Annotated in this window: 15 protein-coding genes; 7 read left to right on the top strand and 8 right to left on the bottom strand. The window is 69.4% G+C overall.

Annotated elements, in window-relative coordinates; genetic code table 11:
- Positions 1-85 precede the first annotated feature (85 nt).
- Together ACYVF7_RS54010 and ACYVF7_RS54005 are read left to right on the top strand one after the other, a co-directional pair.
- On the top strand, positions 86-970 hold the full coding sequence (locus ACYVF7_RS54010; RefSeq protein ID WP_460355447.1) for a LysR family transcriptional regulator: 885 nt from the start codon (positions 86-88) through the stop codon (positions 968-970).
- 146 nt (positions 971-1116) lie between these two features.
- Positions 1117-1746, top strand: coding sequence for a hypothetical protein (locus ACYVF7_RS54005; RefSeq protein ID WP_460355444.1), 630 nt, complete (start codon positions 1117-1119; stop codon positions 1744-1746).
- Between the two features lie 32 nt (positions 1747-1778).
- Here ACYVF7_RS54005 and ACYVF7_RS54000 read toward each other — a convergent pair whose 3' ends face one another.
- The 4 genes from ACYVF7_RS54000 to ACYVF7_RS53985 all read right to left on the bottom strand — a co-directional run bounded on the left by ACYVF7_RS54000 (position 1779) and on the right by ACYVF7_RS53985 (position 4828).
- Positions 1779-1940 (bottom strand): hypothetical protein, encoded by a 162-nt coding sequence (locus ACYVF7_RS54000; RefSeq protein WP_460355441.1) that lies wholly within the window; start codon positions 1938-1940, stop codon positions 1779-1781.
- A gap of 51 nt (positions 1941-1991) precedes the next feature.
- Complete coding sequence (locus tag ACYVF7_RS53995; protein ID WP_460355438.1) at positions 1992-2891, bottom strand: DNA-processing protein DprA; 900 nt, start codon at positions 2889-2891, stop codon at positions 1992-1994.
- Positions 2892-3344: 453 nt separating this feature from the next.
- On the bottom strand, positions 3345-4184 hold the full coding sequence (locus tag ACYVF7_RS53990; protein WP_460355435.1) for a methyltransferase domain-containing protein: 840 nt from the start codon (positions 4182-4184) through the stop codon (positions 3345-3347).
- Positions 4181-4828: an ATP-binding protein gene (locus ACYVF7_RS53985; protein ID WP_460358584.1), complete on the bottom strand. Its 648-nt coding sequence runs from the start codon at positions 4826-4828 to the stop codon at positions 4181-4183. The genes ACYVF7_RS53990 and ACYVF7_RS53985 overlap by 4 nt, the downstream gene beginning before the upstream one ends.
- A 112-nt stretch (positions 4829-4940) precedes the next feature.
- Between ACYVF7_RS53985 and ACYVF7_RS53980 the strand changes: the two genes are divergently transcribed.
- From ACYVF7_RS53980 to ACYVF7_RS53965, 4 genes are all read left to right on the top strand, one after another.
- Entirely contained in the window at positions 4941-5750 is an 810-nt protein-coding gene (locus ACYVF7_RS53980; RefSeq protein ID WP_460355432.1) for a helix-turn-helix domain-containing protein, read from the top strand.
- The gene (locus ACYVF7_RS53975) at positions 5747-5845 is read left to right on the top strand and encodes a DUF397 domain-containing protein (protein ID WP_460355429.1); all 99 of its coding nucleotides are present in this window, start codon (positions 5747-5749) and stop codon (positions 5843-5845) included. The genes ACYVF7_RS53980 and ACYVF7_RS53975 overlap by 4 nt, the downstream gene beginning before the upstream one ends.
- A 91-nt stretch (positions 5846-5936) precedes the next feature.
- Positions 5937-6758 carry a sulfotransferase domain-containing protein gene (locus ACYVF7_RS53970; RefSeq protein ID WP_460355426.1) on the top strand — a complete coding sequence of 274 codons (822 nt, stop codon included), beginning with the start codon at positions 5937-5939 and terminating at the stop codon, positions 6756-6758.
- A 25-nt stretch (positions 6759-6783) separates the two neighbouring features.
- Entirely contained in the window at positions 6784-7236 is a 453-nt protein-coding gene (locus ACYVF7_RS53965) for a MerR family transcriptional regulator (RefSeq protein ID WP_460355423.1), read from the top strand.
- 127 nt (positions 7237-7363) lie between these two features.
- Here ACYVF7_RS53965 and ACYVF7_RS53960 read toward each other — a convergent pair whose 3' ends face one another.
- Positions 7364-8326: a helix-turn-helix transcriptional regulator gene (locus ACYVF7_RS53960; RefSeq protein ID WP_460355421.1), complete on the bottom strand. Its 963-nt coding sequence runs from the start codon at positions 8324-8326 to the stop codon at positions 7364-7366.
- Positions 8327-8544: 218 nt separating this feature from the next.
- Here ACYVF7_RS53960 and ACYVF7_RS53955 point away from each other — a divergent pair, with 218 nt between their 5' ends.
- On the top strand, positions 8545-9231 hold the full coding sequence (locus ACYVF7_RS53955; RefSeq protein ID WP_460355419.1) for an alpha/beta fold hydrolase: 687 nt from the start codon (positions 8545-8547) through the stop codon (positions 9229-9231).
- Positions 9232-9243: 12 nt separating this feature from the next.
- Here ACYVF7_RS53955 and ACYVF7_RS53950 read toward each other — a convergent pair whose 3' ends face one another.
- From ACYVF7_RS53950 to ACYVF7_RS53940, 3 genes are all read right to left on the bottom strand, one after another.
- Positions 9244-12147, bottom strand: coding sequence for a type 2 lanthipeptide synthetase LanM family protein (locus ACYVF7_RS53950; RefSeq protein ID WP_460355416.1), 2904 nt, complete (start codon positions 12145-12147; stop codon positions 9244-9246).
- A 33-nt stretch (positions 12148-12180) separates the two neighbouring features.
- Positions 12181-12372, bottom strand: a complete 192-nt coding sequence (locus ACYVF7_RS53945; RefSeq protein WP_460355414.1) for a DUF6229 family protein — start codon at positions 12370-12372, stop codon at positions 12181-12183.
- Positions 12373-12469: 97 nt separating this feature from the next.
- On the bottom strand, positions 12470-12661 hold the full coding sequence (locus ACYVF7_RS53940) for a DUF6229 family protein (RefSeq protein WP_460355411.1): 192 nt from the start codon (positions 12659-12661) through the stop codon (positions 12470-12472).
- Positions 12662-12682: the final 21 nt, after the last annotated feature.

The following is a 12682-nucleotide window of genomic DNA, read 5'->3' as shown; positions in this document are numbered from 1 at the left end:
TCGGGTGTGCGGCGAGCCGGAACGAGATCGTTGTTCTCACCGATCGGTGCGCGCGGCTCACCGATGGAGGGGATGGCTCGCGTTGATGGAGCGGCACGAGATCGAGGCGTTCCTGACACTCGCCGAGGAGCTTCATTTCCGGCGCGCCGTGGAACGGCTCGGGCTGGCCCACGGCCGGGTCAGCCAGATCATCAAGCAACTCGAACGGCGCCTGGGCGTGACGCTGTTCGACCGTACGAGCCGCCGGGTCGCGCTGACCCCGCCCGGGCAGCGACTCCGTGACGACCTCGCCCCCGCGTACCGGCAGATCCAGGAGGCGGTGGCCCGGACGATCGCGTACGGCAAGGGAGTGACGGGGACGCTGCGCGTCGGCTTCTCCTCACAGTGGGCGGGTGACGCGTTGCTCGAAGCCGCCGACGTGTTCCGCCGCCGCCACCCCGACTGCGCGGTACAGGTCCAGGAGGTCCAGCTCACCGACCCGTTCGGGCCGATGCGCGCAGGTGAACTGGACCTGCAGCTCACCGAGTTCCCCGTGCACGAACCGGACCTGGTCGCCGGGCCAGTGATCTTTTCAGAACCACGCGCTCTCATCGTCCCCGCGCGCCACCCCTTCGCCCGCCGCGAGTCGGTGTGCCTGGAGGACCTCGCCCGTACCTCGGTGGTGGCCGTGTCAGGTTCCATCCCGGACTACTGGCTCGACCACCACTATCCGCGGGAGACACCCGAGGGACGAGCGATCGCCCGCAGCGCCTCCGCCGTCTACTGGGCAGAGGTCCTCTCACTCGTCGCCATGGGCCGTGGGGTGTCGCCCGCCGCCCTGCGCGCCGCGCAGTACCACGGACGCCCCGGCATCGTCTTCGTCCCGTTCCGTGACGCGCCGCCCATCGAGTACGGACTGATCTGGCCGCGCAGCGGTCACACGGCACGCGTCCGCGCCTTCGCCGAGATACTCCGCCAGATCGCGCCCTGACCGTACGAGCCGGCGAGCCCGCAGGACGTCGAGCGCGATCTCCCCCGGGCAGGGGAACCGGCTCCCCCTCATCGGTGACGAGTACGGCCGTACGGACTGCGATCTTCGGAATCGATGGACAGCCGTCACCGAAGGGATCGAGCCGAATGACCACTCTCAGCCAAGCGCCTTGGGCGACGCGGCTGCGCGCCGCCTGGGCGGCCGCTCACAGTTCCGTGGCAGGGGTGCCTCGCTGGGCACGGATCGCCGCCTACAGCATCCCGTTCACCGTGCTTCCGTCCAGCCTCTGGCGGATCGCCGCGGTCACCTTCCACGCGCCGATCGCCCACGGTGAGCAGGGCAGCGGCGAGCTGCCGTCGTGGCTGCCGATGGAGCTCTACGTCGTCGTACTCTCGATCTTCTCGGAGCTCCTGGCCTTCACCGCCGTCGGGCTGATCTCCGCGTGGGGGGAAGTCTTCCCCCGCTGGGTCCCGGCCCTGCGAGGCCGGAAGGTGCCGGTACTCGCCGCCGTCATCCCGGCCGCCGTCGGCGCGGGGATCCTGACGTTCATGTGGACGTCGGCGATGACCGTCGTGTCCTTCGGACGTGACGTGCACGGCCGTCCGCTCGCTGCCGACTTCCCACTGAACCTCCACGACTGGCGGGGCGTGCTCGCCGTCGCCGCCTACGCACCGCTGCTGCTCTGGGGCCCGCTGCTGGCAGCGGTCACCGTCGCGTACTGGAAACGCCGACGCCAGAGCCCGTCGCTCACGCCGGCTCGGGCAGGGGGTGTATAGAAGATCGCCCGCTTGCGGCGTCTCGGATGCACCTACGGCCGCAACACGCCGTCGGGCAGGTCAAAGAGGGCACCGGGTTCATCGCAGGTCTGGGAGTGAAAAATCCTCGTCCCCAGCCGGGTGGCCTCGGAGCCGACATACGCCTGCAACACGACCAGTGTCACCACCACCGCCAGAAGCGCGGAACGCAGCACCCGACGTGAGGGCAGCGCGTAGGAAGGCTTTGGCATCGGAAGTGATCACCACTATGGGGAGGCCAGCCTGAGCAACTCGGCGTCGACCCACGCGCTCTCCGCGATCAGCTGTTCGATGACCGCCAAGATGGCACTGGGCCGCTCGGCGACATGTACGCCTGGACGGCCGACCAGTGCTTTCGCCCAGTCGTTCCGCTCGACGACCAGCCCGGTGAGAACCACCGGGCGGCCATGCTCCACGGCCGAGCGCGCCTGGATACGAGCGCCGCTCTGCTCGCCCGCCTCGACCACCACGGTGGCGACCCCGTAGCCCGACATAGTGGCGTTTCTCATCGGGAAGTTGGATTTCTGGGGCGGAGTATCCGGCCAGAACTGCGATAGCAGGAGGCCACGTGACGCGATCTCCTCGTGCAACGCCCGGTTGGCGGCCGGATATGCCTTGTCGATGCCCGTGCCGATGACGGCGACGGTGCGGCCATCCGCATCGAGGGCTGCGCGGTGTGCGGCCGTCTCGATCCCGCGGGCCAGCCCTGCCAGAACGGTCACATTGCGGGCGACCAGTTCTTGCGCGAGGTGGGCGGCGATGCGGAGCCCACGGTCGGACGCCTGGCGGGAGCCGACTACGGACACTGCGACCTCATCGGACAACGGAGTTCCGCGGGCAAAGAGCACCGGCGGCGCCTGATGAATGCCCCGAAGCCGCGAGGGATATTCGGCATCGAGGATCGCCAGTAGCCGATTCCCCTGCCTCATCCACCGATCGATGTCCTCGGCGGCTGAGCGTAGGGGATGGTCTTCGCCTGGCAGTGCCGTCAGCGTCGCCGGTGCGGCCGCGTCCCATACCTGCAGGGCACTGCCCGCCTCGAGTACGTCGGCAGTGATCTCTGACCAGTGCATGCCATCGGGGCGTGTGCGCAGCAGCGCAACGAGCGCTGCTCGTTCCCTGCGCATGCTCCCGTCCATATCACCAGGGGCGCGGAGGCGAGCCGTTTCGGCGAAGCCTTGCGCGATCTCAGAGGTGCGCGTGTGGCGACGGCGCTGCGGGATCACAGACCACCGATCTCAGCTTCGATTGCCGCCATCTCGGTTCTGGCTCGATTTTCGTGAGTGAACGGCTCCGGACCAGGCGAACCCGTCCGCCCACCGCCCCGCCTCCCACGGCCCTTTGCTCTGCTTACCCTGAGTACACATCTGGCACGGTCCACCGCCTACTCGGCGTAAGCAGAGCAAAGGCCTTCGGGAACACATGCAGCCTTGCCCGGGGTCTGGGCGACCGTTACCGCGACCGCCACGAAATGTGAGTCAAAACCGCCATCTCCTCGGTCGAGATGACGCCGGTCCGCTGCTCATAGTCGGCGATCGTGCGACGCAGCTTCTTCCGAGCCATCCAGCGCCCGCACGGGGTCAGCAGACGATCGGGTTGTCCGGCGAGTCGAGCCACACGTACTGACTCTCGGGCGTGACGGTCAAGCCGTACCGGCTGCAGTCGGGCTTTCCCGCTTTGATCCATCTCTCCTCGGCCTCCTGCATGACACATGGTTGTACGCGCTGATCCCGCAACGGCATGAACCAGGAGGGTCCGACGAAACGGCCCTCCGCGGTTCCGTCGGGTCGTACGACGAGGCGGCATAGCGGCCAGTCCGGATGGAAGGTCGGTGCCCAGGGAACGAGGATCATCCCGCCCGGCCGCACCTGTTCGACCCAGGCGATGGGCACCGTGTGCGCGGCGGCGGTCGCGACGATTCTGTCGTACGGCGCGCCCTCGGGATGGCCACGCTCACCGTCTCCGGTGATCACCTGTACGGGATACCCGGCCTTCTCCAACGCTCTGCGGGCGTGTTCGGCGGCTGCCGGGTCGATCTCGATGGAGGTGACGTGCTCGGTGCCGAGCAGGTGGGACAGGACGGCGGCGTTGTATCCGGTTCCGGTGCCGATCTCCAGAACCCGCATGCCCGGCTGGAGCTCCAGGGCGTCGATCATGCGCGCCATGATGTGCGGGGCGCTACTGGAACTGGTCGCTTCGACGCCTCTGCCCGTCGTCGCATCGCACAGCTCTGCCGGGAGGGTGGGGTCGAAAGCGGTTCGCGTGATGATCGCTTCGTCGGCCGTCACGAGTTGCTGCCAGCGCTCGGGGGCGTCGGAGCGGCGTAGCGGCACCAGCCAGCCGTGATCGCCGCGTACGAAGATCTCGTCGGGTATGAACAACCCCCTGGGAACGGCCGCGAGGGCCTCACGAGCGTTCATTGCTTCCCCGTTCCGTTGCACAGGGCACAGGGTGCCCAGAACCTCTCTCCGTCGTTGGTCTTCCAGGACCCGCCCTTACCGTTGCAGGCGGAGCAGTCCACTGTCTTGCCGTGCTTGCCCATGAGCAGCGTTTCCTTTTTCAGTTCGGTGGCGGTCAGCGTGACGCCGGGGGCGGGGATGAGAGCGTGGACGGTCTTGTCGAGCTGGGTGTAGGTGAGCCAGCGGGCTGGGGCGTACGTGTCGACGATCCCTAGACCCCAGCCGTTCGCCGGCGCGGGATTCGCCGAAAAGGGGCGTGGGTCGGGGTCGGTGACGTACAGGTGCACGTGGCGGTCGGTGGCGAGGATTCCGAGTCGCAGGGGGAGGTCGTTCGGTTCCCAGCGCCGTACCTCGGTGGCGGCGCGCCGGGCGTTCGTGACGAGTTCGGAGACGACCAGCACGATGTCGTCCGCGTGGCCGGGATCGGTGACGTGGTCCGCGATGACGTCGGCGGCGAACCGTCTGGCCTTGGCGACCGACGCGCGGCTGACGCTCAGCGCGACCCAGGACGGCCGGAGGACCGCCGGAGCGGGCGCGAGGGCGGCCAGCGGGTCTGTACCGACGTCCGGCTGGCCCGTCGCGAATTGAAATGCGTCGAAGGTCATTATCGTCACCCATCGCTCTTCTCTCGCCACTTTCCGTGTTCGCCAGACAGCATGCGCCTCGTCTGGCTACGTTGACCAGGCGAGCTAGCGAGATTCAACAAAAGGAGTCACAGTGCGCTACCGCAGCGGATTCGATCCGGACGGCAACTTGTGGGACTTAATCGCCTTCGACCTCAGGAGGCAGCGCCAAGAACGCGACATATCTCTCGCCGCCGTCGGTGGGATCATCGGTCGGGACCGGTCTCTGGTCGCCTACGTTGAATGCGGCAAGACCAAGCTCCAGGAGAAGCACGCGGTCAAGATCGATGATGCCTGGCGCACCGGCGGTCTCTACAGTCGCCTCGTCAAGTTCGCCAAGCTCGGGCATGACGTCAGCTGGTCCGCGACCTACTTGGAGTTGGAAGCCGACGCCGGCGAACTCCGTAGTTGGGATCTTGGCTGGATACCCGGCCTCTTCCAGACCGAAGGCTACGCACGTGCCACGTTCGACGCAGCGGGCACTGAGGGAGCGGAAGCGGGCGCCAAGGCCCGAGTCGAGAGACAGCAATGCCTGAACCGCACTCCTCCGCCCCGGGTGTGGGCGATCATCGATGAGCGCGTCATAACCCAGCCGGTCGGCTCCGCCGAGATCATGCGTGACCAACTCGCCCATCTGATCGAGTTGGCGAAACGTCCGCATGTCAGCGTGCGGGTGGTGCCGCAGTCCGCCGGGGCTCACGCTGGCCGGGACGGATCATTCAATATCATCACCATGGGGGGAGTGGATTCGGTTTACACGGTCGCTCCCGGCGGTGGGCGGCTCATACAGGACGCAACCGAGACAAATTGCTACCGAGTGTGGTTCGATCTCATCGGCGACGTCGCGTTGCCCAAAAACGCCTCGTTGGATCTGATCGTAGAAGCGATGGAGCGATTCTCATGACGACCTGGCGAAAGTCCAGCCACAGCGAGAGCACCACCACGCAGGGCAGCTGCGTCGAGGTGGCTGAGCTGATCCGTACTGACGAGCGCGACTGAGCTTTTCGAGTCGTTGGCGCCCATTCGTTACCACTCGCTGGATGACGACAGCGGTCGTTGGGACGGTTTTCCGTTTCGGGACGGCGATATCGTGATCAGCACCCGGACCAGGAGCGGCACCACCTGGACGCAGATGATCTGCGCGCTGCTGATCTTCCAGACTCCCGACCTGCCCGCCCCGCTGGGGCGATTGTCACCGTGGCTGGATCACCTGACGATGCCGCGTGACGAGGTGTACGGGCTGCTCGCCGCGCAGCGGCACCGCCGGTTCATCAAGACGCACACGCCGCTGGACGGGATCCCCATCGATCCCCGCGTCACGTACATCGTGACGGCCAGGCATCCGCTCGATCTGGCGGTGTCGCTCTACCACCACACCACGAACATCGACATCGCCCGGATGTCGGAACTGACCGGCAATCAGCTGCCCACCAATCCGACGGCCCCGCGCAAGACACTGCGCGAATGGCTCCTCGCCTGGATCCGCTACGACACGGACCCCCGGCAGAACCTGGACTCACTGCCCGGCGTCCTGTTCCATCTGCGCGACGCCTGGGCGCGGCGCGGTGAACCCAACGTGCTGCTGATCCACTATGACGACCTGGCCCGCGACCTGGAAGGACAGATGCGCAGGCTCGCGGGACACCTGGGAATAACGGTGCCCGAACCTGCCTGGCCCGGGCTCGTACAGGCGGCCACCTTCGAGCGGATGCGGGGCGAGGCCGATCGCTTCGTCCCCGACGGCGGGATCATCAAGAACACCGCGTCGTTCTTCCGGCGGGGACGGCCCGGTGCCGCCGAGGAGGTCCTCACCGACCATGAGATCGCCGGCTATCACGCCCGCGTGGCGTCGATGGCGCCGCCAGACCTTCTCGCCTGGCTCCACGCGCCGGGCGACCCCCCGAAGACCTGATGATCACGGAGTTAGGATTTAGAGCGTGCTCGAAGTCAAGCAGCAGCCGGAATCCGGATACGACCGCTCCATCCCCCGGGAGGGCCTGAGCATCGCCGAGGCCGCTCACCGCACCGGGGTCAGCGTGCACACGCTCCGCTACTACGAACGCGCCGGCCTGGTAGTAACCCCCGTCGAACGCACCCACGGCGGCCGGCGGCGCTACCACGAGTTCGACCTCAGATGGATCGTCATCTGCACGAAGCTGCGGGCCACCGGCATGCCCATCAAGACCATCCGCCACTACGCCGAACTCGTATCCGCCGGGCCCGGCAACGAGCAGGAACGGCTCGCACTGCTGGAGGCCCATCGCGCCGAAGTGACCGCCAAGCTCGCTGAGATTCAGGAGAACCTCAGGCTCATCGACCACAAGATCGACACCTACCGAGGCAGTCTCGCGGCCGGCGACGCCGACCGACTCTGGGCGCCCACCCGCTGAGCACTCCGCGGCACTAAGGCCCGTGTCGAATGTGTCGGTCACGGTCACTCGTCGATGGGCGCGAACAGGACGTCGCCTCGTAGCGGGATCGCGAGCCGGCGCAGAGGGCCAGTTCCCAAGCGCACGCTCAGGACTGGTCCGCCACGGCAGCGGTGAAACGCGCCACGAGCGCCGCAACCGCGGCACGCAGTTCCTCCCCGCCGTCGACGCGGAAGGTGAACGGCACCCTCGCGAGCCACTCCTGTGCGTACATGTCCGGGTTGCGTGTGCTGCCGACCAGCACGCATCCGTCCCCCAGGGGCTCAAGGCGCCCCATGGGCGGCCGGATCCACGGGGCCACCTCGGTCAGGGGGGCGTCGAACACCACGCGGGTGGAGAACTCCCATCCGAGGCCCAGGTTCTCCTCGAGGGCCGCTACCGGGTCGAGGCCCTTGGGGGGATCGAACCCCTGCTCGGTCGGCTGGACGGCGCGGACCCGGTCGACCCGGTAGGTGCGGATCGCGTCCGCGCGATGGGAGTGGCACAGCAGGTACCAGCGCCCGTAGCGGACGACGATGGACCAGGGATCCACCTCCGCCTCCCACTCGTCGCCGGCCTCGCGGCGGTACGTGACCAACACTCGGCGCCGGGTCACGACGGCGTCGACGAGTTCGCTGGTGATGGCCGGATCGGGGCGGGCCGAGTACGGGTCCGGTGCGGCCGACGCGTACTCCCGCAGCATTGCCGCCTGCTGGCCGACGCCCTGTGGAAGCGCCTTGACGACCTTGCCCAGGGCGGTGCCGACCAGGTCGTCGGTGTCGGCCGCGGTCGGCTGGCCGCTGAGTACCGCCATCACCAGGCCGAGGGCCTCGGACTGTGTGAAGTGCACAGGCGGCAGCCTCGTCCCGCGCCCCAGCCGGTACCCGCCATGCGGTCCCCGGGCCGACTCCACGGGGATGCCGGCCTCTCGGAGGATCCCGACGTACCGGCGTGCGGCTCGCTCCGTGACGCCCAGCCGCACGGCGAGTTCGCCGGCCGTCGTACCAGGGCGGGTTTGGAGGATCTCCAGGGCGCGCAGCGCACGCGCGGTGGGGCTGAGATCGTTCGGCACGGGAGCAGGCTAATCCGCTCCGCTGAACTCCACGGTCAAAGGAGTCCGGGGCTTGGCCCCGGACCCGTAGGGCGAGGGCGACCGGGTCTGGTTTCCACGCGTGGACCGGAACCGGACCTCGCCCAGGGCGCTTGGGTGGTCGCCGGAGGAACCGGCAGTGGATCGTCCGGATCTCCTCCTACGGTGACATCCATGAAGCTGGAGAAGGGGAACTGACCATGGACATCCTGCTGATCGGTGGCCTGTGGCTGAACGGATCCGTGTGGGGGCGCGTCGCGTCCGCGCTGGAGCCGCTCGGCCATCGCCCCGTGCCGATCACCCTCCCGGGCCAAGGGGACGGCTCTGTGTCCGCCACGCTCGACGACCAGTTGGCGGCGGTGCTCGATGCGGTGGACGCGGCGCCCGGCAAGCCCATGGTGGTCGGGCATTCCGCCGCCTGCACGCTGGCCTGGCTGGCCGCCGACCGGCGGCCGGAGCGGCTGGCCAAGGTCGCCCTCATCGGCGGTTTCCCGACCGTCCATGGCCAGCCGTACGCCGACTTCTTCGAGGTGAGAGACGACGTCATGCCCTTCCCCGGTTGGGGTCCGTTCGAGGGGCCGGACGCCGCCGACCTCGACGACGGGGCCAGGCGAGAGTTCGCGGCTGCTGCGATCCCCGTGCCCGCAGGCGTGGCCAAGGGAGTAGTGCGGCTGGTAGACGAACGGAGATTCGATGTTCCGGTCGTGGTCGTATGTCCGGAGTTCACGCCCGCGCAGGCGCAGGAGTGGATCAGCACCGGCGACGTCCCGGAGCTCACCCAGGCCAAGCACATCGACTTTGCCGACATCGACTCAGGCCACTGGCCCATGATCACCCAGCCTGTGGAGCTGGCCCGGATCCTGGCCGCGGCAGCCAACGCGGCCTGACGGGGCCCGGCCCTAACGCGACTCGCCCCTGGAGCGACGGCCATCGTGCTCGGCCGAGTCCAGCGTGAGGACCGAGGGCAGGCCGCTCTCCGGGTGCAGGCGTAGCAACTGGTAGGCCATGCCGCCTCGGCCGGCGAGCAGGCCCGGGGAGTACGCGTCGCGGGCCAGTCCGCTGGCGGGGCCGTTGTCCTCCAGGCTGGTGACGACCCGCGCGTCGAGCCCGGAGCGGTCCACGTCAGCCGGGGCCCGGTCGAGTGTCAGGGCGTGGTCGAACAGCTCCCAGCAGCCCAGGTCACCGTGGCACAGGGTGTGGTTCCAGTCGAACCCGCGCCGGGCGGCCGGTCCGACCGCCCGTCCGACGAGGGCATCCGCCCCGTCCCAGCCGCGCCGTGCCAGGTCGGCGGCGCCGATCCCGATGCCGACGGCGCCGTGGCACCAGGCGGCCGAGGCCACCTTCTCCTCGGGTTCGCGCAGGTCGAGCCAGCCGTCGACGGTCGGATCGAAAAGCGTCTCCTCGAAGGAGAACGCCGCCCGTGCCGCGTCGGCGAATCGCGTTTCGCCGGTCGCCAGGGCGAGACGGGCCAGCGCCCATCCGATGCCGGTCGAGCCGTGGGCGAACCCGCCCAGTCCATCAGGCCAGCGGCGGGAGGGCCAGCACATGGATCCCGCCTTCTGCCGGGCGCCCGCGATGATCCGGTCGCCGATGACGACGGCATGGCGCGTCCAGTCGTCTTCGCCGGTCACGGCGGCGAGTTGCAGCAGCGGCACGATCGCTCCGGCCATTCCGGTCAGCACGTCGTACCTGTCCTCGGCCGTGACCGCCTTGGGCAGCAGCCCGGCGAGCGCGCGGGCGCGGTCCAGGCCGTCCGGGCCGGCCGCGTCCCAGGCGTGCAGCGTCAGCCACGCCCAGATCTGCGAGCCGAGTCCGATGTACCCGCCTGGCGGCGGTGGGCGCAGCCGGGTCTCCTCCAGGCGGAGGGCGGCGTCCTTGTCCTCTGCCGCGCGTACGGTGCGCAGCACGGCGTCGAGCAGCCCGGCCACGTCGTCGACGTCGTCCGCCCGGCCGGCGGTGTTCTCCCGGTGGTACGCGGCGAGCAGGACGGCCACTCCGGTCAGGCCGCCGTAGACGTCCGGGCCCAGTGGCTGCACGGCCCAGCCCGCCGGGCCGAGCACCGGCGCGATCCACGTGACGGTGCCGTCCTCGGCGCGGAGCGCGGCGTCGCGAAGCTCGCGGATCAGCGCCGCCACGACCCGGCGTCGCCTGCGGTCCAGGTCGTCGCGGCGCGGACGTTCCACCCGCATCCCCGGGTCGCCCGGCAGCCATCCGTCGTTGAGGTACGCGCTGACCAGCGTCGCCCGGATGACGTCGCGCTCCAGCCGGAGGTCGGCGGTGCGCCACCGTTGCAGCGCGGCCGCCACGAGGTCCTGTTCAGGCAGGTACGACGTGCCGCGCGGGCCGTCCAGCCGTCCGCGGCGGGGCGTGGTGGCGAAGAACGGCACGTCCCCGTCGAACAGGTCGGCCACCTCCGCGGCGACGACCTCCGGATCGCCGGGCGCACCGGGAACGTGCCTGGCCATCGCGGTCAGCAGCTCGGCGGCGCGGTCCGCGGCGGCACCGGGGTCGTGCAGCGACACCGGATGCCACAGCATCCGCCCCAGTTCGGTGTACGCCTCGGTGGAGCGCAGCACCACGCGGATCGGGCAGTCGGCGAAACGGGCGAGCAGCGGTTCCAACGCGCGCGCCCGGTCGATCGACCGCAACGTCTCCGTCGTCTCGGCGAAGCCGTCGAGGACGCGTTGCCAGTGGTCGGCCAGCACCGGTTCCGGGCTGGGATGGCTCGCACCGATCGTCGGCTCGACCGACCGGGTGCCGATCCGCGCCTGGTCGCTGCCCGCGTCCACGATGGCCGGCAGGTCGGTGATCGGCTGTTCGCCGGGAAGCGCTCCCACCGCGGAGGCGTCCACGCCCCGCCAGCCCAGGGCCGTTCCCCGGTTGGGCAGCATCCCGGTCCGCAGCACGGTCGTGCCGACCAGCGCGCGCGCCCGGTCGGGCGCGAGCCCGAGCCCGGACGGGGGGATCGGATGCACCGGCGTGAACAGCGTTTCGCAGTCCACCACGACCGGAACCGGCCCGCAGGCGATCACGTTCTCGGCATGCAGGTCGCTGCCGCCGAGCAGCCGCATCGTGCCCAGCCAGTGGCCGATGCCACGGTAGAACGCGGACAGCTCCGCGACATCCGCGCAGTATCGGTGGGTCACGAACTCGGCCCAGCCGTATCCGTCGCGCGGCACGACCCGGGGGACCCGGATCCGCGTTTCCTCCGGGACGTCGCGGAACACCTCGGCCAGCATCTCGCCGAGGACCACGTCCACGCTCACCGGCCGCGGCTTGTACACGACCGTGCCGGCGTCGAACTCCAGGAGGGCGACCGTGTGACCGCCCCGGTGGCTGTCCCCGGCGCCGAAGGCGATCCGGGACAGCGGCCCGGGTTCCGCGCCGAGCAGCCGTGCCGTCGCGTCCCGGTCGGCGGCCAGCCGACGGGACAGCGCCAGCGCCGCGTCACACCGCCTCGACAGGACCGTACGTAGGCGGTCGGGCAGCGGCGGGTAATGCCCGGACAGGGACTCCCAGTACTGCGGAGACGACGACATCTCCGCGAATTCGGTCCAGCGCGCCGCGGGATCACCGGCCGTGAGGCGGCCGGTGATCCGTGCGGCGTTCAGCTCCAGGATCAGGACGCGGGCGACCTTCCGATGAGCGGTCTCGTACAGCGCCGCCGCGGTGCCGTCCCGGATCGCGGTCCGCTCGGACTCGGTCAGGCCGGGGACGGATCCGAGTCGTTCCCAGAGTCCGTCCAGGGCCGGTTCGACCAGGCAGCTCAGCGATCGCGCGAAGTCACCGGCAGCAGGGCTCACGTCAGTGCTCACCATCCGCGTCCAGGAGTGGGCTCAGCAGCAGGGGTGGGTGTGCGAGGCGCTGCACGCGCTGCAGATGCCCGTGTAGCTCGTCTCCGCCTCGATGAGGTCCGCTTCCGCGAACGCGCCGGCCGCGTACAGCGGCCCGGCGGGGTTGCCGTCTCCGGCGGTGGTCCGCCACTGCTCGGCGGTCTGCTCGGCGATCTGAATTTCCTTGACGGTCATGCGTGTCTCCCGCGCGTCCAGCAGGTATACCGATAAATGATTTGGTCCGAATTCGCGCACTCAGTACGCGATTATCGGTGGTCCGGAATTAGGCGGTTCAGCAGCACCAGATGGTGTGCGAGGCGCTGCACGCGCTGCAGTGGCCCGTGTAGCTCGTCTCCGCTTCGACGATGTCCGCTTCCGCGAAGGTGCCGGCCGTGTAGAGGGGGCCGGCGGGGTTGTCGTCCCCGGCGGTGGTCCGCCACAGCTCGGCGGTCCGTTCGGCGATCTCGGCTTCCTTGACGGTCATGCCTTACCTCCGGCGCGTCCA

Source organism: Actinoallomurus acanthiterrae, assembly GCF_054775715.1.
The sequence above is the reverse complement of the archived record's forward strand: the minus strand, read 5'-3'. Positions and strand labels throughout refer to the sequence as shown.